Raw genomic sequence first — 22,208 nt, 5'->3', positions numbered from 1 at the left:
TTCCGTTATTTCATCATGTGAAGGGAATTTTCTCGTCAGATTAGGTGAATAACGGAACTGATGTCCGAAACGATCGGTAAAAGAAGAATTTCACAGATTTAACGGAACAAATGTCCGTAAGCTTAGAACATAGTTATATTACTTTGAAAATGAAGTGAATGTTATGAAATTATATTGTAAAATAAAGATGTAAAATCTTTCATACATAGGAGAAAATATGACAACGAAAACTCAAACTCAAGTTCAAATGAAGTCAGATATTGAAATTGCATACGAAGCCAAAATGGTAAAAATTGAAGAAATCTGTGCAAATCTCGGATTGAAGGAAGAAGAGTGGGAGCCTTACGGAAGATATAAGGCGAAATTGTCGTTAGATATTTTAAAAAAGGAAAAAACAAAGGAAGCTAAAGTTATCTTAGTCACTTCCATTAATCCAACTCCAGCAGGAGAAGGGAAATCAACCGTAACTGTAGGACTTGGTCAAGCGTTGAACAAAGTCGGAAAAAAGGCGATTATTGCATTGCGTGAACCTTCCCTTGGACCAACGATGGGAATTAAAGGGGGCGCTAGTGGTGGAGGATATTCGCAAGTGATGCCAATGGAAGAAATAAATCTCCATTTCACAGGTGACCTTCATGCGATTACAACCGCAAATAATGCACTAGCCGCTTTAATTGACAATCATATTCACCAAGGAAACGAATGCGGTCTCGATGTTCGAAGAATTGTGTGGAAGCGAGTGGTTGATTTAAATGACCGAGCGCTTCGTCAAGTAACGATTGGGTTAGGTGGTCCAACCCAAGGTGTGCCACGTGAAGATGGGTTTAACATTACCGTTGCTTCTGAAATCATGGCAATCCTTTGTTTAGCAACAAGTCTAGAAGATTTAAAAGGAAGATTAGCTCGCATCGTTGTTGGATATAGATCGGATAAATCACCAGTAACGGTAAAGGATTTAGGTGTTCAGGGTGCCCTTACGTTATTACTAAAAGAAGCGATAAAACCGAATGTAGTGCAAACATTAGAAAATACACCAGCAATCATTCATGGTGGACCATTTGCTAATATTGCACATGGATGTAATAGTGTAATTGCAACGAAAATGGCAAGTAAGCTTGGTGATTATGTTGTCACAGAAGCTGGATTTGGTGCCGATTTAGGTGCAGAAAAGTTTTTAAATATTAAAGCGAGGACAGCTGAAATTCATCCGGATATTGTTGTTATTGTGGCGACTATTCGTGCATTAAAAATGCATGGTGGAGTTCAAAAATCAGAGCTAACAAAGGAAAATGTGGAAGCTTTATCAAAAGGCATTGAAAATTTACAAAAGCATATTGAAACGATTCAAGCTTTTGGATTACCACTTGTTGTAGCGATTAATCGTTTCCATACAGATACTGAACAAGAAGTTAAGCGATTAACCAAATGGTGTGAAGAGAATGACATTCAAGTCGCCTTAACCGAAGTTTGGGAAAAAGGTGGAGAAGGTGGAGTTGACCTTGCCCATGCGGTACTAGATGTCATGGATAAAAAAGAAAGTAAATTTGAACCACTTTATGATGTTAAAAATTCGATTCAAGCAAAAATCGAAACGATTGCTAAAAAAGTATATGGGGCAAAAGGGGTAGAATTTACTTCTGCTGCGAAAAAGCAAATTACACAATGTGAGGAAAATGGATGGGGTGACTTGCCAATTTGTATGGCAAAAACGCAATACTCTCTTTCTGATAATCCGACATTACTTGGCAGACCAGAAAATTTTACAATTACGATTCGAGAAATTCGACCTTCGGTTGGCGCAGGTTTTATCGTAGCATTAACTGGCGATGTGATGACAATGCCAGGTCTCCCAAAACAACCAGCAGCACTGAAAATGGATGTTTCGAAAGACGGGGTTGTGTCGGGGTTATTTTAGTATAAGTGTTGAATATGAGAAAGTATTCAAGATATAATTAAATTAGGGAAAAAGTGTAAAGAGCTGAAAATCGTGTCAGCTCTTTTCTTTATCGTTTAGGAAACTACAAAATAGTCGACCTGTGTATACCATTGCTATAATGTTTATGGTAATGAAGCGGCCATGAAAACCGTTATCTTTGAACATTGCTAGAGTTTTGGAATGTTGGTGGACACAGGAGCAGTTAATCATCATATATTGCTAGGAATAGAGTTGCTTTTGCGTGAATAAGCGCTCCTGTGGCCGCTAAAAAACGGAAACCTGTATCATGTTCACAAATAACGGCTGCTCTGACCGCAAAAAAGATGTGGAGTCAATAGAACTTAATTGTTTGTACAAACTATTTATTCGCATGTCCAACCCTTGAATTTGTTCTCGTAAGCTGTTTTTGTAACATTCATTTCTTTGGTATCGTATAAATCATAGTAGTAAAATTCACATGTAAAGAGGTGAGAACATGGATACAATCTCATTTGGTTCAATCATTTATCAATTGCTAGCGTTTTTAATCTTATTTGGAATTATCATAGGAATTTTTTATGCCATTCGATCAATGACTACAAGAAATAAAAAGCTCGATCGAATCGAAGCGTCTATAGAAGAGGTGAAAGAAAAACTAAATAAAGAAGAAAAAGAATAAAAACGAGGTGAATGAAAATCAAACCGATTATTGAAATTAAGGACTTAACGAAAAACTTTAATAATCATATGGTGTTACGAGCGATCGATCTAAAAGTATATGAAGGACAAATTATCGGTTATATCGGACCAAACGGGGCAGGAAAAAGTACAACTGTCAAAATTATGTTAGGTCTCATTGAAGATTATTTTGGTGAAGTAAAAATTTTTGGGGAATCGATTAAAGACAATATTTTATATAAAAAACGAATTGGGTATGTTCCTGAAACGGCAGAAATATATGATAGTTTAACAGCTTGCGAATATTTAAGTTTCATCGGAGAATTATATGGGATGGAGCAAGATATCGCTCGAGAAAAAGCGGAGAAATTAATCGCGAAATTTGGACTAGCAGATGTGTTCCATACTCGAATTTCTTCCTATTCAAAAGGAATGAGACAAAAAGTTCTACTCATCTCTAGCTTATTACATAACCCTGATTTATTATTTTTAGATGAACCTTTAAGTGGATTAGACGCCAATAGTGTGATGATAGTAAAAGAGATCTTAGCCCAACTAGCAGCACAAGGGAAAACGATTTTCTATTCTTCTCATATTATGGACGTAGTTGAAAAAATAAGTAATCGAATTATTTTACTTGCAGATGGAAGAATTATCGCTGATGGAAGCTTTGATGAACTAAAAGCGAAAAGTACAGAAGGAACACTAGAAGCGATTTTTAATCAACTGACAGGATTTAACGAGCATAAGGAAATTGCCGAACAATTTGTTTCGATTGTGCAAGAGGTGAAGTAATGGACCAGTTTTTAACATTACGAATACTCGATAAATTCAAATTTATTTTTACGAAAATGGGTGTCGACTATCGAGTGATGAGGCAAATATTAGTCTTGAAACTTCTCATGGACCAACGACGAGTGCCTACGGTATTTTCACAATCGGGCTCAAATAAAAAACGTGAAGGAAATCAATTTGTTAAATCGCTTTGGTTATATGCTCTTCTAGGGCTCTTGCTAATTCCTTTTTTGTTTTTAGGAGATGCTTTTTTATTTCAAATGAGTTTAATTTATACGATAATCATGTTTTTCCTTATGACATCGATGATTTCTGACTTTTCTACAGTTTTACTAGATATTCGCGACAAAGTCATCCTTGGAACAAAGCCAGTGTCTAAGCGGACAATGAATGCAGCGAAAATCGTTCATATTTTGATTTATATGTTTTTTTTAACAGGAGCTATTATTACGATTCCGCTACACGTCTCTTTTTTTACACATGGTGCTTTGTTTTTTCTTTTCTTTCTAGGGCATATTGTTTTGATCAATTTGTTTATCGTTGTTTTAACAGGTGTTATTTATATTGTCGTTTTGCACTTTTTTGATGGAGAACGTTTAAAAGATATGATCAATTATGTGCAAATCTCGCTATCGATTGCGATTATTATAGGGTATCAACTTGTTATTCGCTCTTTCGATTTAATTGGGCTAGATATTTCCTTTGAGCCAATGTGGTGGCAACTATTCATTCCGCCAATATGGTATGCGGCAATGTTTGAAGTTTTTTTACATGGTGCATCTAACCCGTTATTATATGTATTCGTTGCTCAAGCGATTGTCATTCCGTTTATCAGCATCGCGATTTATATTAAACTTATGCCGAAGTTTGAGCAAAACTTAGAAAAATTAACGAATCAGCCTACAGCTCAGAGACAGCGAGGACGATGGGTTGACGTTTGTGCTAAGTTATTTTGTTCGACTCCTTCAGAAAAAGCGATATTTCGATTTGCAAGTAAATTAATACAACATGAACGAGAATTTAAATTAAAAGTGTACCCACAAATTGGTCTCACTCTCGTCATTCCATTTCTTTTTATATTTTCAGAACTTAGAATAAGCACATGGGAAGAAATAAAGATAAGCAACTGGTATTTTTCCATTTACTTTTGTGTGATTTTAATCCCAACACTTGTCTTAATGTTAAAGTTTTCCGGGACATACAAAGGCTCTTGGATATATAAAGCGACACCGATTACTAGACTTGAATCGATTTATAAAGGGGCATTAAAAGCCGTTTATATTCGATTGTTTTTCCCTATCTTTCTATTGTTAAGTGTGGTTTTTTGCTTTATCTTTTCACTAGCAATTATTCCACACCTTGTTATTGTATTTATCAGTTCCCTGTTATTTATGGTTCTTTCTTATAAAATGTTAAACGGTAAGACATTACCGTTTACGGAATCCTTTTCATCGGCACAACAAGCAGACGGGTTTAAATTCTTTATCCTCTTTATCCTTTTTGCGTTGTTTGCTGGAATTCATCTAACCGTCAGCTTTCTTATTCCGTATGGAGTTTATATTTATATGTCTCTTTTACTGATTATTACGTGGGTTGTATGGAAAAGGGCGTTTATGCAAGGGTGTGTCTGAAGCATCCACTGGTTGTCTTTGTGTATTCGGTGCTCACCAAAAGCTAATAATCATGTATTTTTAACGAAAGTGTGATTGTTGCACTAACAAGCAGTAATGTTCAATAAACTAAAAAATGAGGTGGTTTCCATGAGTGCAAATAAAATAATTATATTTATATTGAGTTTAGTATTTTTACCACTTCTATATATGGCAATTACATTAAAACTAGGAGAGTCGGCAGGATGGGAAACTGTAAATCAATTGAACTATGGGTTAATTATAGGTTTCCTTTTGTTAATTGTTATTAACAAAAGGAAAAAAAATTGGTACTAAGGTTTATTCAACAAACGGATGCATTTCATCGATAAGTAAAACCAATCATAGGGGTGATGTTGAGAGGATGTGATTATATGGGGCTTAGTGATTATTCTTCCTTTTATTTCAATTTTGACTGGCTTATATTTTATTACATTAGGCCTTTGGGAATTAAGAGAAGGTGCATATAGAAATCAGTATGTAAAATTCATATTTACTGGCTTATTTTAACACTGTTACTTGGACTTATTGGGAACTATTTTTCCACCTCGGATAATCACTAAAATTGTGAAAGAAAACACTTAAAGTAAACGGGTGTGATAGCGCAATAAAAATGTTTAAAGAGGAGATTAATCTATGAAATATTGGTTAATGGCAATTGGTTGGGCATTAATATGCTTTTCAGGGGGACCATTTACTTTGGATATTATTAGAGGGAGAGAAACGAATATTCCATTTTTAATCGGTGGATTTATAGGAATAACATTAATGGTCTTAAGTCTTGTTATAAAAAATAATCCAAAACAAGTAAATCCTTTCTTTAAATAAAATTCGTTATTGAGTAAAAGAGAACACTTTTACCCTTTCAAGATGGAATGTTTTTTTTGAGAATATTTGTAGAAGTATGGCGTATTTGGATGGAAAAATTTCTAAAAACGGATGTGACTACATGGAAAGTACTTTACAGCGTCACAAAGTGAAGTCTTTTTTAAAGGTGTTTTTATTGATTTTAACAATAATATCAATGAGCTTTATAATATGGGCAGGTTTTACTGGAAAAGAGTCTATATTCCCGTATTTACTAAGTGTAACTTTATTTTTATCAATCAGTAATTTATTACTGATTGATAAAAATCCAGCGAAATAACAGTTTTACAGAATTATATTTACCGTGTCTCTGGTTTATCAGTTGTATTTGTAATAGTGAGCCTGATTTTTGGGGGGGAATGGGTAAACAGAGAGAAGCCTTATTGAGCTAAAGTCAGTAGGTTTTCGCTAGATTTTTTAGTTCAATCCCCTTATAAAATGCGAATGATTTTTTCCTTTTGAACTTTACAAAAAAAAGGGCCTATATATGAAAATATAGGTCCCTTAGTTGCTTCTTATATAAGTAACTACCCGTATACAATTCCTTCAAGTGCCTTATTTCGTTGTTCTTGCTCTTCCACGGATGCTAAATCATATTTCTTTAACAAATGAAACACGTCATTAAGCTGTAATTGTGTTGGGTTTGTTTGAAGCCATGCCTCGCAACCTTTATACAGCTGTGGCGGCATAAACTCTTTTTGACTTTTGAGTTTCTGTATGACATCTTGTACTGAATGATCAAGCTTGCATTCACCCATATAATTACCCTCCAATTCTAGACATTTCGACTTTACTTTTTGATTTTTTCGTTTGCCCTCTTTCTTCAGAATACCGGTCTTTTCTGTTGTACCATATGTCTTTAATAACAGAAGCTAGTTCCACATCAGAAAGCTCAGAGCGAGTAGGCGTTCGTAAATCATGACCAAATGATGAAAATAAACAGGTGTATAATTTTCCGTCTGCAGATAGACGGGCACGATTACAGCTTTTGCAAAATGCATCTGTTACAGAAGAGATGACCCCAATTTCTACTTTTTCGCCTTGATAACGAAACCTTGTAGCGACTTCGCCTTCATAATTTGGAGCAATGGCTTCAAGTGGCATGACTTGATGAATATCCTCTATAATTTGCTTTTTCGAGTAAACTTCATCCATTTTCCAATTGTTTGTATTGCCAACATCCATGTATTCTATGAAGCGGAGAATATGGCCTTTTTCTTTAAAAAATTTAGCCATTGGAATGACCTCATCCTCATTCATCCCGCGCTTAACAACCATGTTAATTTTTACTGAAAGTCCAGCTTTTGAGGCTGCATCAATTCCATCAAGGACGGTTTGAACTGTAACGCCTCGTCCATTAATTTTCCCAAAAACTTCATCTTTTAAGGAATCAAGACTAATGGAAACGCGTTTCAGCCCTGCTTCTTTTAAAGCTTGGGCATGTTTTGGCAACAGAGAACCGTTTGTCGTCATGGCGATGTCGTCTAATCCAGAAATCCCACTAAGCTTTTCAATAAGATGTGGCAAATCTTTACGCATCAGAGGTTCACCGCCTGTGATGCGGATTTTTTTTACGCCTAAAGATTGGACGAAGATGGTTGAGAGCCTTTCTAATTCTTCAAAACTAAGAAGTTCATTCCGCTGTAAAAAGGGATAATCAGGCCCGAAAATTTCAGCTGGCATACAATAGGAACAGCGGAAATTACATTTATCTGTGACTGAAATACGTAAATCTCGAAGTGGGCGTTTCAGTTTATCAAGAACAGTTGCTTCTTTACTCATCTATATCGCTCCTTTCATTTTTGCGTTACAACGTTATACGGTTTGCGTGACTATATATATTAAATGACTCACCACGAATAAATCCTACCGTTGTTATATTTAAGTCCTCGGCTAGCTTTATCGCTAAATCAGTAGGAGCTGCCTTTGATAATACAATTCCTACACCGATTTTTGCCGCTTTCGTTAACACCTCAGATGAAAGCCTACCACTGAAAGCTAGAATTTTATCACGAATTGAAATTTTCTGTAGTAGACTATACCCATATAATTTATCAAGCGCATTGTGCCGACCGATATCTGTCCGCGTCACAACGACATGTTCATTCGTACAAAGGGAGGCATTATGAACACCACCCGTTTCTTTAAATACAAAACTATTTTCTTGCAATGCTTTCATTAATTGAATACATTGATTAGCGGAAACCGTTTTTGTACTTAAAGAAGTTTTCGCTGTTTTTACGTCATTATGAAAATAAAACTGTCTGCTTTTCCCACAACAGGAGCCGATAAACCGTTTTGTATATTGGAGATGGTCAAAAGCAGAATCGGTTTCAAGTTGGACATAAGCAAAGCCTTTTGAAACATCAATAGAAAAATCAACAATCTCTTTTGTAAAGCGAATTACACCTTCAGACGCTAAAAAGCCAATGACCATTTCTTCAAGATGGGTTGGTGTACATACCATTGTAGCAAATTCTTCTTTGTTCAAGTAAATGGTAAGAGGATATTCTGTGACAATCTCGTCATCTCGTTCTTTTAACTTGTTATTGGAAAAAGTAATAATTTTTCGTTTGACACTTATGGGCTGGTGAACCATGTTCTCACCTCACCTATACTTATTTTAATCGATACTAAAGGAATAAAGATGTGAGATTTTTCATTTGAAAAGATTGAAAATGAATAAAAAACGGGTTATATTTTATGTGTGTTCATAAAATTGTAACATTTTTAAGGGGAGTTAGCGAGCCGGACTTTAGTTGTACTTCATAATGTAAGCGCTTTATTATTTTGGTAGTGTATGAAGCTTTCATTTAGGTATTTTGTACAAAACTTGTACTGCTATGCGACAACTTGATAAAAGGGATGTTGCAAAGTGTTTTTTATATACATAAATAAAGCACGAGATTTTTCAGTAGAAGAAGGAGTGTTTCTGATGGGGAAAACGAAACATACCGGTCCAATGAAATTAAATAAAAAGCCATCACCACAATTATGGGCATCATTGGCACCAATGGGATTAGGGAAAGTGAAACCACATCATATTCGTGATACGGCTAAAGTAATCTGGGAAAATAAGAACAGTCTTCCTTATGCTTATCGCATTTTAACCGAAGGGGTTTGTGACGGGTGTGCTCTTGGAGTATCTGGCCTTTATGATCAAACATTAACTGGACCACATTTATGCACGACAAGGTTAAATGTATTACGATTAAATACAGCACCTGCTATTGAGCCTGTATGGTTTGAAAATATAGATAAATTAAAAGAATTAAATAGTACACAACTACGAAAATTAGGACGAATTCCATATCCACTTTCTCGGAAAAAAGGGGAATCGAAGTTTACAAGAATAACATGGGATGAGGCTTTACAACGAATCGCAAGTAAAATTAAAAACATTGACCCAAAGCAGCTAGCGTTTTATTTAACAGCAAGAGGCATTACAAATGAAGTCTATTATACAGCAGCAAAAACAGCTAGATTTCTAGGAACGAATAATATTGATAATGCTTCCCGCATCTGCCATTCCCCAAGTAAAACAGCGTTAAAGCGTTCTTTAGGAATAGGAGCAGCTAGTTGTAATTATAAAGATTGGATTGGAACAGACGTCCTTGTCTTTTGGGGGTCTGTTGCCGCAAACAATCAACCTGTCTCAACGAAGTATATGTATGCAGCGAAAAAAGCAGGAACAAAAATTATTATGATTAACCCATATAGAGAGCCAGCAATGGAGAAATATTGGATTCCATCGATTGCAGAAAGTGCCCTATTTGGCACAAAAATTGTAGATGATGTATTTCAAGTCAACATTGGTGGCGATATCGCATTTATGAATGGTGTCATGAAGCATTGGTTTGAAATGGAAGAGGAAAAACAAGGCTCAGCCATTCATCATGATTTTGTCCAACAACATACAAATGGATTTGCTGAATTAAAAGAACATATTGCACAGCAAAAATGGGTGGAACTTGAACAGTCTTCTGGATTAACAAAAGAAAGAATGCTTGAATTTGCGCAATTACTCGCAAAGGCAAGCACAGGTATTTTCATTTGGAGTATGGGATTAACACAACACCGATTTGCGACCGATAATATTTCACAAGTCGCCAATTTAGCTTTATTAAGAGGATTTATTGGTCGGGAACATTGTGGTGTCATGCCTATTCGAGGACATAGTGGTGTTCAAGGGTCTGGAGAAATGGGAGCTGACCCATTTGTATTACCTGGTAGTGATTTTGATGAACAAAATGCAGAAAGAATGGAAAGGATTTGGGGGTTTCCGATTCCAAGATGGCAAGGGGACACTGTCGGCCAAATGTTAGAAAATACGATGCTTGAAGAAGGACACGAGCGAAAATTAAAAGTATTTTATACAAGCGGTGGAAACTTCCTTGAAACGATGCCTAATCCTGATTTTATTGAAAAAGCACTTGAACAAGTGGAGCTTCGTGTGCATCAAGATATTATTTTAAATACATCCACACTCGTTAATGCTAAAGAGGAAGTTATCGTACTGCCTGCTATGACGAGGTATGAACAACCAGGTGGTGGAACATCGACAAGTACAGAAAGAATGGTTTATTTCAGTCCAGAAATAAAAGGTCCAAGAATTGAAGAAGCAAGAGCGGAATGGCAAATTTATGTTGAGTTAGCAAAGCGGGTGTACCCGGAGAAAAAAGGCTTAATTGATTTTCAAGCAGCTCAAGAGATTCGAAATGAAATTGCAATGGCAAATCCTCATTATGATGGCATCGAGAATTTAAAGGAAAAAGGCGATGTATTCCAATGGGGCGGTGCTTGGTTATGTGAAGAAGGAATATGTCCCACTCCTGATGGAAGAGGAAATCTATTCGCGATAGATATACCCGAAAACCGAAAAACAGAAGGACAATTCAATGTCACTTCTCGCCGAGGAAAACAATTTAATTCGATGATTTATGATGAGAAAGATCCGTTTACGAATTTTTCTCGTTATGATGTGATTATGAATGAACATGATGCAGTTAAGCTTGGAATAAAAGAAAACGATGCTATTGTAGTGTATAACCCATACGGAGTGCTTCAAGGTTGGGTAAAATTTGATGAGGTTAGTTCAGGGAACATTGCGGTATATTGGCCAGAAGGAAATGTGCTTCTCCCAAAAGGAGTGTATGAAGAGCATGCTAAAATCCCTGAATATAATACAGGAGCGATTGTAGAAAAAGCTGAAATTTTTCATGCTCATAAAGATCAGAACTATGTGGAAAAACGAATTGTTGATTTAGAAATGTCACTTGAATAAAATTGATGTGTTGGTAAAAACTGAATAACAAGAAATAAATATCCCAATGACATTCATTGGGATATTTTGTTAGAAAAAGTGACGGTGCTTGCACGATTTTGCATAAACACGGTAAAAATATATTTGTTTCAATAAAAGTATATTGCCAATCCTATGGAAACTCTGCTATCATGGTAAGTGCAAACGGTTGCGTATTGATAAAGAGAGAAATGAGGAGAAGATATGAAAAAATCTTGGTGGAAAGAATTAGTAGCCTATCAAATCTATCCGAGAAGCTTCATGGATTCAAATGGTGATGGAATTGGGGATATTAAAGGGATTATTTCTAAGTTAGATTATTTAAAATCTCTTGGAATAGACTTGATTTGGATTTGTCCAGTTTATAAATCACCAAATGATGATAACGGATACGACATTAGTGATTATCAAGATATTATGGAAGAGTTCGGAACAATGGAGGATTTTGATTTATTATTAGAGGAAGTTCACAATCGTGGAATGAAATTAATCGTTGATTTAGTTATCAATCATACGAGTGATGAACATCCATGGTTTATTGAGTCAAAATCAAGCAAAGATAACCCGAAACGCGATTGGTATATTTGGCGAGATGGAAAAGATGGAAAAGAGCCAAACAATTGGGAAAGTATTTTTAGTGGATCTGCTTGGGAATATGACGAACAGTCAGATCAATACTATATGCATATTTTCTCTAGAAAGCAACCTGACTTGAATTGGGAAAAGAAAGAAGTTCGATATGCGATTTACGATATGATTAATTGGTGGCTGGATAAGGGGATTGATGGTTTCCGTGTTGATGCAATTAGTCATATTAAAAAAGAAGAAGGCTTAAAAGATATGCCTAATCCTAAAAAGCTTCAATACGTTTCTTCTTTTGACAAGCATATGAATGTAGAAGGAATAAACGAATTTTTAGAAGAGCTAAAAGAAGAAACATTTGCGAAATATGACATCATGACTGTTGGAGAAGCAAATGGTGTAAATGTTGAAGATGCCGAAGAATGGGTTGGTGAGGAAAAAGGCAAATTCAATATGATTTTCCAATTTGAGCATTTAGGTCTTTGGGATGCAGATAAAGATAAAGGGCTAGATATTTTAGGATTGAAAAAAGTGTTAACGAGATGGCAAAAAGGCTTAGAAAACAAAGGTTGGAATGCGCTGTTTATTGAAAATCATGATAAAGCACGTGTTGTTTCTACTTGGGGAAATGACAAAGAATTTTGGCGTGAAAGTGCAACTGTGTTTGCAACGATGTATTTCTTAATGCAGGGTACACCATTTATTTACCAAGGCCAAGAAATCGGAATGACAAATGTGAAGTTCCCATCGATTGATGATTATAATGATGTTTCTGTTAAAAATATGTATCGTATTAAACGAGCAGAAGGTGTAAGTCATGAAGAAATTATGGAAATTATCTGGGCAACAGGACGTGATAATTCAAGAACACCTATGCAATGGTCAGCAGAGAAAAATGGTGGATTTTCGGATGGAACTCCTTGGCTTGGTGTAAATCCAAACTATGAAACGATCAATGTAGAAAAACAATGGGACGATCCAAAGTCGATTTTAGCATATTACCGAAAAATGATTGACTTGAAAAAGAGCGATGATATTTTCACATATGGACAATATGATTTAATCGCTGAAAAACATCCAACGATTTATGCTTATACAAGAACTTTGGGTGAAGAGAAAGTGGTTATCATCTGTAACTTAGCAGAACAAACGGCTCAATTTAAAGAACCAGCTATCGAGCTTGAATATAGCAACCTTCTTTTAGCTAATTATGATGTGACAAAACATAATCCAAAACATGACATCACATTACAGCCATATGAAGCTAGGGTGTATCGTTTATCGTAAGAAATTCATATAACTTAATAAAAAATGTAAACGGTTGACGGGTGGAAAAAATTTAAAGATTTTTCTAAAATTTATGTTGAATTTCTAAATTTTGCATGCTATTATCTAGGTATCCACCCGAACGCAACCGTTTGCGAAAGCAACGTGTCGTTCAACAGGACTAACTCTCATAAGAGTTTTCTCTTTTTTCTTTATAGTGTAAGCGTTTTAATACGGAAAGAGAGATTTGTGGGAATCATCTTAGAACGACATTTTTTTATAGTTTTATGCAAACGTATTCGTAAGGTGAGACTAAAGATTTATATATGGGGGTAACGATATGAAAATGGGGAAACGTTGGTTCGTTGGTTTAGCTCTACTCTTGTTGCTTGGCTTTGCTGTAGTTGGATGCTCAAGTAGTGATAGCTCTACAGAAGATACGCCAGATGCAACAAATACGAATGAAACAGAAGAAGCTCCACCAGCTACTGAAGGAGAAGAAGTTTCATTAGAAATTTTCCAATTTAAAGTAGAGTTTAAAGACCAATTTGAAGCATTAGCCAAAACATACGAAGAAGAAAATCCTAATGTAAACATAAACATAACTACCGTTGGGGGAGGCCAAGATTATGGCGTAGCGTTACGCGCGAAATTTGCCTCTGGTGATGAGCCTGATATTTATAATGTTGGCGGACCACAAGACGTTGAAGACTGGATCGATAGTTTAGCAGATTTATCCGATACAGAAAGTGCATCATTAGCGCTTGATGGTACATTAGAAGGGGTTAGCCGTGATGGTCAAATATTAGGGCTTCCTTATAATCAAGAAGGATATGGCTTAATTTATAACAAGCGTGTTTTTGAAGAAGCTGGGATTGATCCAAGTTCAATTACGACTTTAGCTTCGTTAGAAGAAGCGGTTAAAACATTAGATGAGAAAAAAGAAGAGCTAGGATTGGATGCTGTATTTGCCCTTCCTGCAGCAGAAACATGGGTAACAGGCTTACATTTATCAAATGCGTTTATTGCTCCTGAATTTAATAATGATGTCATTGCTGCATTCGAAGCGAGTCAACTAGAATTCAAATACAGTGATGCCATGAAAAAAGTATTAGATTTACAAAATGATTATTCAGTACAACCCGTTGTTAGTCTTGACTACTCACGTCAAGTTGAAGAATTATTCTCTTTAGAAAGAGTAGCATTAATTCAACAAGGAAACTGGGTTTATAATTCTATCGCTGATATGGACCCTGAACTTGCTCAAGATGGCATTGGAATTTTACCGATTCCTGTTGAAGGATTTAAAGAAGATGCCATTCCAGTTGGAGTGCCGATGTATTGGGCTGTAAATAAAAATAGTGATGATGCAAAGATCGCAGCAGCAAAAGAATTCTTAGATTGGTTATACACATCTGAAATTGGAAAGCAAACAGTTGTGGAAGACTTTAAGTTTATTCCTGCTTATGAAGGTTATGATTCTTCGAAAATCTCTGACCCACTAGCAAAAGAAATCTACCAATATGCTCAAGAAGGTAGAACAATTGGATGGACATTTATGGGCTATCCTAGTAGCTGGGGTCAAGATGTTCTTGGGGTTGCAATTCAAAAGTATTTAAGTGATGGTCAATCATGGGATGACCTCGTTGAAGAAGTAAAAACGGCTTGGGAAGAAGCTAGATAAGAAATCAAAATTGGAGGGTGTCTGATTTTCAGACATCCTTGTTATATCAACAAATTTTAGTATAGTAGTGAAGCTTTGAAAGCTTATTCTAGAAAAGACCCAAGTGAATCATTCAACACTTTGGTCGGTTGTTGATGGTAAGTAAGTGGCCATGAAAACCGTTATCTATGAACATGGCTAGCGTTTTGGAACGTTGGAGGACACAGGAGCAGTTAATCATAATATATCGCTAGGAATAGAGTTGCTTTTGAGTGAATAAGCGCTCCTGTGGCCGCTAAAAAACGGAAACCCGTATAAAGTTCACAAATAACGGCTGCTCTGACCGCAAAAATTAGACTTGGGATAGAAAGCAGTGAAGCTTTGAAAGCTTATTCTTGAAAGAAAAGACGCTCCGCGTTTTTTCTTTAATTTCAAAAGAGATTTCAGTGTTAACTGGAGGAGTAAAAGATGCGAAATCGAGGAATGTGGTACTGGTTCTTTTTATCACCAGTTCTATTAGCGTTAACGGTTGTTGTTATATTTCCATTATTGTATGGGTTCTATTATTCGTTTACAAATTGGAATGGGATTACAAGTACAGAATTTGTAGGACTATCCAATTATATCAAGCTGTTTAGTGATAGTAACTTTATTAATTCACTATGGTTTACAACGAAGTTTTCTGTAGTATCTGTGTTATTAATTAATGTGGTTGGGTTATCATTAGCTTTACTCGTTACACAAAAGCTTCGTTCTAGTAATGTGTTACGAACGATTTTCTTTATGCCTAACTTAATTGGTGGATTAATTCTTGGATTTATTTGGCAGTTCATTTTTATTCGCGTATTTGATAGTGTCGGATTTGCTCTTGGAATTGTAGGGTTACAAGGCTGGCTCTCCACACCAACAACTGGATTTTGGGGGCTTGTCATATTAATGGTTTGGCAAATGTCAGGTTATATTATGATTATTTATATTGCGTATTTGCAAGGCGTTCCTCAAGAATTAATTGAGGCAGCAGAAATTGATGGAGCCAACAGTTTTCAACGCTTTTTCCATGTTACGTTTCCTTTAGTCGCACCTGCTTTTACGATTAGTATGTTTTTAACATTGTCCAATGCATTTAAATTATATGACCAAAACCTATCATTAACAGGTGGAGGACCATATAACTCTACCCAAATGGTAGCGATGGAAATTTTTAATACTGCTTTTTCAGCGAACCAAATGGCTTATGCCCAAGCAAAAGCCGTAATCTTCTTTATCATCGTCGCTGCAATTTCATTAACACAAGTTTATTACAATAAAAAGAGGGAGGTAGAGCTATAATGAGTCAATTAGCGACAGAAACAAAGTCGGTTCAAGTGAGTGGGCGAACGAAAAAACGAAGAAAGAAAAACTTCACTCTAGAAATTTTTGGCGTCCTATTAGCTCTTGTCTGGCTTTCTCCTTTTTATTTAATGATGGTGAACTCTTTTAAATCGAAACGAGAAATTTTCGCTGATACGATTAAGCTGCCAGTAGAGTTTACATTTGAAAACTATGTCACTGCATTTGAACGTTTAGATTTTATGAAAACCTTTTTTAATTCGGCATTTATTACAGTGAGTAGTGTTGCGATTATTATCATCTTTGCATCGATGGCGGCTTATGCTTTAAGTCGACAAAAAAGCAAATTAAGCTCATTTTTCTTATTAATGTTTGTGGCTGCTATGTTAATTCCATTTCAATCAGTCATGCTTCCTTTAGTTTCAATTTTTGGAAGTGCAAATATGCTCAACCAATACGGGCTAATTTTTATGTATTTAGGTTTTGGAAGTAGTTTATCGATTTTCTTGTTCCATGGAGCTTTAAACTCAATTCCAAAATCTTTAGATGAAGCAGCGACCATTGATGGATGTAATCGACTACAAGTGTTTTGGTTTATCATTTTTCCTTTGTTAAAGCCAATCGCTATAACGGTAGGGATACTAAATACAATTTGGATTTGGAATGATTATTTACTTCCTTCTCTTGTTATTAATAATGAGGCGATGTTGACAATTCCGTTGCGATTATTTTACTTCTTTGGAGAATATACGAAACAATGGCATCTTGCACTAGCGGGATTAACGATTTCAATTTTACCAGTTATTATCGGTTATTTTTTTGCGCAAAAGCAAATTATTAAAGGTGTAGCTGACGGAGCGGTTAAATAAATAGCTTTTTAGTAAAAAGGAACGATGGGAATGACCCTTCGTCCTTTTTAGATTATAATAGAATGATAGCTTATTCCACGTAAAATATGAAGTTGTTGTATGAAAGGTTGAATGTTATGTCAGTAACGATAAAAGACGTTGCGAAAAAAGCACAAGTTGCTCCATCAACGGTCTCTAGAGTTATCGCAAATAGTCCTCAAATTAGTGAAAAAACAAAACGGAAAGTCCGAAAAATCATGGATGAAATGGGTTACCATATTAATGTGAATGCTCGGAATTTAGCGATAAAGTCAACACAAACGATTGGAATTGTCATGCCAAGCTCAACTGTGCATTCCCTTTATAATCCTTTTTTTCCAGAAGTCATTCGAGGTATAAGTGCTTATTGTCATTTAAAAGAATATAGCATTACACTTACAACTGGAGAATCGAAAGAAGAAATATATAATGACGTTGTGCAAATGGTGCAAGGGAGAAAAGTAGATGCCATTATCGTGTTATATTCTAGTAGTGATGATGCGGTTGTCCCTTATTTGCATGAAAAGAACTTTCCATTTGTGTTAATAGGAAAACCGTTTCATGACCCAGATAATGTGATGTATGTAGACAATGATAATTACAAGGCTTCACGAGAACTTACGGAGTATTTAATAAAGTTAGGTCATAAACGGATTGCTTTTATCACTGGAGATATTAAATATGAAGTAACAAAAAATCGGTTAAAAGGGTTTCAGGAAGCCTTATTTTTTGCCCAGCTTGATATACGAAAAGAATATATTAAGCATATTAGTTTAAGTAGAGAAGAAGGACGAAAAGCAGTAGATGAAATCATGAAATTATCAGAACCACCGACTGCTTTCATTGTCGCGGACGAACTCGTTTCTCTAGGTGTTTTAAGTGCGTTACGAGACAAGCAAATCAAGGTTCCGGATGATATTAGCGTAGCAAATTTTAATAATACGTTAATCTCGGAACTTGCAAGTCCTCCGCTTACAACTGTGGATGTAAATATATTCCAACTTGGATATGAAGCTTCTAAAGCTGCGCTTGAAATGCTTGAAAATCCTGATATTATGAAAAAGCATATTTTAGTCCCTACAAAAATTATTGTGAGGGAAACTTGTAAAAAATTTAATAAGTAGGTTTCAATTAACGATAAAGAGGGAATTTTTTAGTATTATACTACTAATTAGTTCCCTTTTTTTGGTTGTATTAGTTAGTTATATAGTCTTGAAGTAGTGATATTCATATTGTATAATGTTTGTATAATGATTTTATAGTTATATTGTAGGAGGAAATGAAAATGTGGAATGTGCAAGTTGAGGACAGAATCAAAAAAATAATTGCTATTCAATGGTCTGGAAAGGTAACACCTGAAGATATTGAAGCTGCCAACACGAAACTAGACAAGGAAATTACTAGTTTACATACAAATGAGTTTGATGTCATCGTAGATATGGTTGATGTTTCTGTCATGATTCCTGAATCACAAAAGAAACTAGTAGACCACCAGCAATGGTTACTACAAAAAGGAATGAAGCGTGCCGCTGTTGTTGTAAATGGAACAATTGCAAAACTACAATTAAAACGAACGGCACGTGAGTCCAGCCACCAAAATGAATATCATTTTGAAACGTACGAAGAAGCGTTGACGTTTTTGAAAGGGTAAGGAAAAGTGGGGGAGGTCGTACGGACATATGTTCCGTTATGTAAAGTAAAAATGATGAGTTTTCAGATGGTAGCGGTCACTGTGTTCAGTTAGTATAGAAATATTAATTGGATTTTAGCGATTTTTCGTATACTAGCGGAACATATGTCCGAATAATATGGAAAAGGCTTAGTTTTGCCGAGAATAACGGAATAAATGTCCGAAACGTGAAATAAAAAGCTTGCAAATGCAAGCTTTTTATAATTTTAACTGATATGGAAATGTAACAACGATACTTGTTCCTGAACCTAATTCACTACTAACGTGGATAACGCCATGGAAATGTTCCACTAGCTTATGAACCATATAAAGACCGATTCCTTGACCTGCAATTTCCTGATTTGTTTTTTGATATTTTTCAAATAAGCGATTTAACTGCTCACCGGACATGCCTACCCCGTAATCAATGACTTCAATGTAAAGAAACTCTGAGTCTTTATAGCTATGTAAATAAATCGATTCTCCTTCATGGCTATACTTAATGGCATTGCTTAACAAGTTCGAAATAATTAACTTAAAGCCCATCGCATTCCCATTAATTATAACGTTTTCATCAATCTGTAATGTATAATCTAATTTAATATTCTGAGTCCGAGCTTTCACATCCATGACATGGAGGACATCATGAATCGTTGGTAGTACAGGTATTTCTGTTTTCTTCCAAAATGTATCAATCGTTAGCATTTGTTCAGTTTGAATAATATGGTGAATTTCATGGTCAATTGCAATAGAATAGTCCTCGATAACACTAAGTTTTTCTTTAATATCAGGATTATCAATTTCGGACTTAATAATCGTGGCAAAAGACTTTATGACAGTCAGCGGGTTACGCACTTCATGAGCAACGACATGGATAAAATCGAGTTTCTGCTTATAAAAGTCCATTTCTGATTCGATACTATTTTGTATGGATAATGATGGATAAATCAAATGATCGGATTTATGATATAGTGAGGAAGGCGCCAAGTCGGTGTCGGTCATTATAAATTCATGACTGCGCATCATTTCCGTTTGGATATAAGCTGGTACTTTCCTCCCGTTGTAGGCGCACACGGTAATATAACCCATTTCATTAATCGTTAAATCACATTCACATTCAAAAGAGTTCAGTTTTTCCTCGATATCAGGCTGTTCTTTCCAGTCGATATATCCCCACACTCGAACAGGGATTTGTTTTGATAAAAAGGGCTTGACAACATTTTTAAAATTCCTTAACACTTGTTCGAATTGAAAATCACTATTTGTACCATAGAACTGTTCCTGATTAATGAAAGTAACCCATTCTTGAATTTCTCCCTCATCCACATACTGCAAGAGGGCATGTTGAACTGTATTAGTGTGAAAAGCGTTATCTATAAATACAACTGCTTGTCCTAAAGATTTTGCTGTAAGAATAAATGACAAAGCGTTTTCGATATATTTTTCAGGAGAATTAAAGAAATAAAGAATATGAGAACCATCTTTGATGTTTATATTTTTTGTTAGAGCAATTGTAGCAACCAATCGTGGCACCATCCTTTCATCTTAAGATAAGTATACATGAAATTAACAACGGAAATTATAGGCTATTGTCATGAGTTTTAAAAATGCTTGTAAGTAATGCTGACATATTTACTGTAGTTGTTAGAATCTTCTGTAATAATGAACTCAATATAAAATTGAGGTGATGAAATTATGAAACTATCTGAATTAAAGAAAAGTGGTCATGCTCCATCTTTGCTTTCGTCTTTTTTATACTTTGATATTAGCTTTATGATTTGGGTTTTACTAGGGGCATTAGGAGTGTATATTACTGCTGATTTTGGACTTACAGCGGGTCAAGTCGGGTTAATTGTCGCAATACCCATATTAGCCGGGTCGTTTTTCAGAATTGTAATGGGAGTGTTAACAGATCGTTTTGGACCAAAGAAAACCGCCATAGGTGGAATGCTCGTTACTATGATTCCTTTGTTATGGGGCTGGTTATTTGGACACACGGTCACTGAATTATTTTTAATTGGAATCTTGCTAGGGGTAGCAGGTGCGAGTTTTGCAGCAGCGCTTCCGATGGCAAGTCGCTGGTATCCTCCCCATTTGCAAGGATTAGCAATGGGAATTGCGGGTGCGGGGAATAGTGGAACATTATTAGCGACTTTATTCGGACCGCGTATTGCAGAGTATGTTGGCTGGAATGGAGTATTCGGTGTTGCGCTTATCCCATTAGGACTAGTGCTACTTTCTTATATATTTCTTGCCAAAGAACCGCCGAATCAACCAGCACCAAAACCGTTAAAGCAATATTTTGCTGTTTTTAAAGAGAAAGACACATTATATTTTTGCTTGCTTTATAGTGTAACGTTTGGTGGATTTGTCGGGTTAGCTAGCTTTCTAAGTTACTTTTTTGTAACGCAATATAGTGTAAGTGGAGTTCGTGCTGGTGATTTCGTAACTTTAATTGTTGCATCTGGTAGTTTTCTACGACCTGTAGGAGGTTATATCGCTGATAAAATTGGTGGTGTTCGTTTACTTCAGTTTTTATTCATCGGTGTAGCTGTATGTATGGCAGGTGTTGCATTTCTTCCGCCATTAGCGTTAGTCACTGTTATTTTGTTTATCGGTATGGGATGTCTTGGTATGGGGAATGGTGCTATTTTCCAACTTGTACCACAACGTTTTCAAAAAGAAATCGGAATGGTGACAGGAATTGTAGGTGCTGCTGGTGGAATTGGAGGGTTTTTCTTACCAAATATTTTAGGAACATTAAAAGACATGACAGGCACATATGCAAGTGGTTTTATTACATTTTCCCTCATTGCTTTAGTTGCATTAGGTTTACTTCTCGTTGCACAAGCAGGGTGGAGAAAGCAGTGGAAATTATCGGGTGAGTCAGTAAAAATATAAGACGGTGTATACCACCGGGTGAGTCTTCTCGTATTATCATACGAAGAAGTCTCACCTTTTTCTTGTTCCTAAAGATTCTGTAAATTGTGCCTGATTTTGATTCAGTTTCTTACTATGTGGTACGATAATTGTGGAAGAATAAAGTGGAGAGCGGAAAGGAAGGAATAGATAAGATGGCAGAGATTAAATATGAAATTATTGAAACATTAGGAGTGTTGTCAACGTCTGCAAAAGGCTGGCAAAAAGAAGTAAATTTAATTAGCTGGAACGAAAGACCGCCGAAATATGACATTCGAGAATGGGCACCGAACCATGAAAAAATGGGAAAAGGAATTACATTATCTGAAGAAGAAGTCGAACAGTTGAAGAAAATATTAAAATAAAAAACGAGGCTGGGACATAACTAGCCAGAAATAATTGAAAAAGGTTCCGAACATCCAAAGATGATGTTCGGAACCTTTTTAGTTGGAGCGTTAGATGGATTATTATCATATTAGCCGCTCCTGGCAATGTACTTTCTCAAGTTCACCGCCAGGAAGGCAAACCCTAATTCATTTTTCACCTTCTCTTTGCCTCTCACTGACAGACGAGTGAAATGCAAATTAGCCTTCAAAAATCCGAAAACTGGTTCCACATCGGTTTTACGCCTACCGTAGATTTCACCCGTTTTCTCTTCTGAAAGCTGTTGTCTTACGTATTCTTTTT

20 protein-coding genes are annotated in these 22,208 nt (G+C 35.8%); 15 read left to right on the top strand and 5 right to left on the bottom strand.

Annotation, left to right across the window (positions count from 1 at the left end; translation table 11 throughout):
- Positions 1–217: 217 nt before the first annotated feature.
- The 6 genes from T323_RS0114645 (at position 218) to T323_RS29315 (ending at position 6,184) form a co-directional block, all read left to right on the top strand.
- A complete protein-coding gene (locus tag T323_RS0114645; RefSeq protein ID WP_026673948.1) occupies positions 218–1,915 on the top strand; it encodes a formate--tetrahydrofolate ligase in 1,698 nt (565 codons plus the stop codon).
- Between the two features lie 496 nt (positions 1,916–2,411).
- Positions 2,412–2,594 carry a DUF4083 family protein gene (locus T323_RS0114640; protein ID WP_026673947.1) on the top strand — a complete coding sequence of 61 codons (183 nt, stop codon included), beginning with the start codon at positions 2,412–2,414 and terminating at the stop codon, positions 2,592–2,594.
- Between the two features lie 11 nt (positions 2,595–2,605).
- Positions 2,606–3,388 (top strand): ABC transporter ATP-binding protein, encoded by a 783-nt coding sequence (locus T323_RS0114635; RefSeq protein WP_026673946.1) that lies wholly within the window; start codon positions 2,606–2,608, stop codon positions 3,386–3,388.
- A complete protein-coding gene (locus T323_RS0114630; RefSeq protein WP_026673945.1) occupies positions 3,388–5,019 on the top strand; it encodes a hypothetical protein in 1,632 nt (543 codons plus the stop codon). Before T323_RS0114635 ends, T323_RS0114630 begins: the two co-directional genes overlap by 1 nt.
- A gap of 654 nt (positions 5,020–5,673) precedes the next feature.
- A complete protein-coding gene (locus T323_RS0114620; RefSeq protein ID WP_026673943.1) occupies positions 5,674–5,865 on the top strand; it encodes a hypothetical protein in 192 nt (63 codons plus the stop codon).
- Between the two features lie 85 nt (positions 5,866–5,950).
- On the top strand, positions 5,951–6,184 hold the full coding sequence (locus tag T323_RS29315; RefSeq protein ID WP_218971040.1) for a hypothetical protein: 234 nt from the start codon (positions 5,951–5,953) through the stop codon (positions 6,182–6,184).
- A 247-nt stretch (positions 6,185–6,431) separates the two neighbouring features.
- Here T323_RS29315 and T323_RS0114615 read toward each other — a convergent pair whose 3' ends face one another.
- The 3 genes from T323_RS0114615 to fdhD are packed head-to-tail and all read right to left on the bottom strand — an operon-like array spanning position 6,432 to position 8,503.
- Positions 6,432–6,662 carry a hypothetical protein gene (locus T323_RS0114615; RefSeq protein WP_026673942.1) on the bottom strand — a complete coding sequence of 77 codons (231 nt, stop codon included), beginning with the start codon at positions 6,660–6,662 and terminating at the stop codon, positions 6,432–6,434.
- A 4-nt stretch (positions 6,663–6,666) separates the two neighbouring features.
- A complete protein-coding gene (moaA, locus tag T323_RS0114610) occupies positions 6,667–7,686 on the bottom strand; it encodes a GTP 3',8-cyclase MoaA (RefSeq protein WP_026673941.1) in 1,020 nt (339 codons plus the stop codon).
- A 25-nt stretch (positions 7,687–7,711) separates the two neighbouring features.
- Positions 7,712–8,503, bottom strand: a complete 792-nt coding sequence (fdhD, locus tag T323_RS0114605; protein ID WP_026673940.1) for a formate dehydrogenase accessory sulfurtransferase FdhD — start codon at positions 8,501–8,503, stop codon at positions 7,712–7,714.
- A gap of 336 nt (positions 8,504–8,839) precedes the next feature.
- Between fdhD and T323_RS0114600 the strand changes: the two genes are divergently transcribed.
- From T323_RS0114600 to T323_RS0114570, 7 genes are all read left to right on the top strand, one after another.
- Positions 8,840–11,188 carry an FdhF/YdeP family oxidoreductase gene (locus T323_RS0114600; protein ID WP_026673939.1) on the top strand — a complete coding sequence of 783 codons (2,349 nt, stop codon included), beginning with the start codon at positions 8,840–8,842 and terminating at the stop codon, positions 11,186–11,188.
- Positions 11,189–11,410: 222 nt separating this feature from the next.
- Positions 11,411–13,075 (top strand): glycoside hydrolase family 13 protein, encoded by a 1,665-nt coding sequence (locus tag T323_RS0114595; protein ID WP_026673938.1) that lies wholly within the window; start codon positions 11,411–11,413, stop codon positions 13,073–13,075.
- Positions 13,076–13,394: 319 nt separating this feature from the next.
- Complete coding sequence (locus tag T323_RS0114590; protein ID WP_026673937.1) at positions 13,395–14,738, top strand: ABC transporter substrate-binding protein; 1,344 nt, start codon at positions 13,395–13,397, stop codon at positions 14,736–14,738.
- Between the two features lie 447 nt (positions 14,739–15,185).
- The gene (locus tag T323_RS0114585; protein WP_026673936.1) at positions 15,186–16,046 is read left to right on the top strand and encodes a carbohydrate ABC transporter permease; all 861 of its coding nucleotides are present in this window, start codon (positions 15,186–15,188) and stop codon (positions 16,044–16,046) included.
- Entirely contained in the window at positions 16,046–16,915 is an 870-nt protein-coding gene (locus T323_RS0114580) for a carbohydrate ABC transporter permease (protein WP_051556549.1), read from the top strand. The genes T323_RS0114585 and T323_RS0114580 overlap by 1 nt, the downstream gene beginning before the upstream one ends.
- A 116-nt stretch (positions 16,916–17,031) precedes the next feature.
- Positions 17,032–18,057 (top strand): LacI family DNA-binding transcriptional regulator, encoded by a 1,026-nt coding sequence (locus tag T323_RS0114575; RefSeq protein WP_026673934.1) that lies wholly within the window; start codon positions 17,032–17,034, stop codon positions 18,055–18,057.
- A 161-nt stretch (positions 18,058–18,218) separates the two neighbouring features.
- Positions 18,219–18,584, top strand: coding sequence for a SpoIIAA family protein (locus tag T323_RS0114570; RefSeq protein ID WP_026673933.1), 366 nt, complete (start codon positions 18,219–18,221; stop codon positions 18,582–18,584).
- Between the two features lie 237 nt (positions 18,585–18,821).
- Here T323_RS0114570 and T323_RS0114565 read toward each other — a convergent pair whose 3' ends face one another.
- Positions 18,822–20,126: an MEDS domain-containing protein gene (locus tag T323_RS0114565; protein WP_026673932.1), complete on the bottom strand. Its 1,305-nt coding sequence runs from the start codon at positions 20,124–20,126 to the stop codon at positions 18,822–18,824.
- A 171-nt stretch (positions 20,127–20,297) separates the two neighbouring features.
- Here T323_RS0114565 and T323_RS0114560 point away from each other — a divergent pair, with 171 nt between their 5' ends.
- Positions 20,298–21,503: a nitrate/nitrite transporter gene (locus T323_RS0114560; protein ID WP_026673931.1), complete on the top strand. Its 1,206-nt coding sequence runs from the start codon at positions 20,298–20,300 to the stop codon at positions 21,501–21,503.
- A 173-nt stretch (positions 21,504–21,676) separates the two neighbouring features.
- On the top strand, positions 21,677–21,886 hold the full coding sequence (locus T323_RS0114555; protein ID WP_026673930.1) for a YdbC family protein: 210 nt from the start codon (positions 21,677–21,679) through the stop codon (positions 21,884–21,886).
- A 110-nt stretch (positions 21,887–21,996) separates the two neighbouring features.
- Here the strand turns inward: T323_RS0114555 and T323_RS26815 are convergent.
- On the bottom strand, positions 21,997–22,208 hold a 212-nt coding region (locus T323_RS26815), incomplete at its 5' end, for a transposase (protein ID WP_156942390.1).

It is taken from the genome of Alkalihalobacillus bogoriensis ATCC BAA-922 (genome assembly GCF_000621445.1).
GTDB lineage: Bacteria > Bacillota > Bacilli > Bacillales > Bacillaceae_F > Bacillus_AO > Bacillus_AO bogoriense.
Note: the sequence above shows the minus strand (reverse complement) of the source record. Positions and strands in the feature narration are given on the sequence as shown.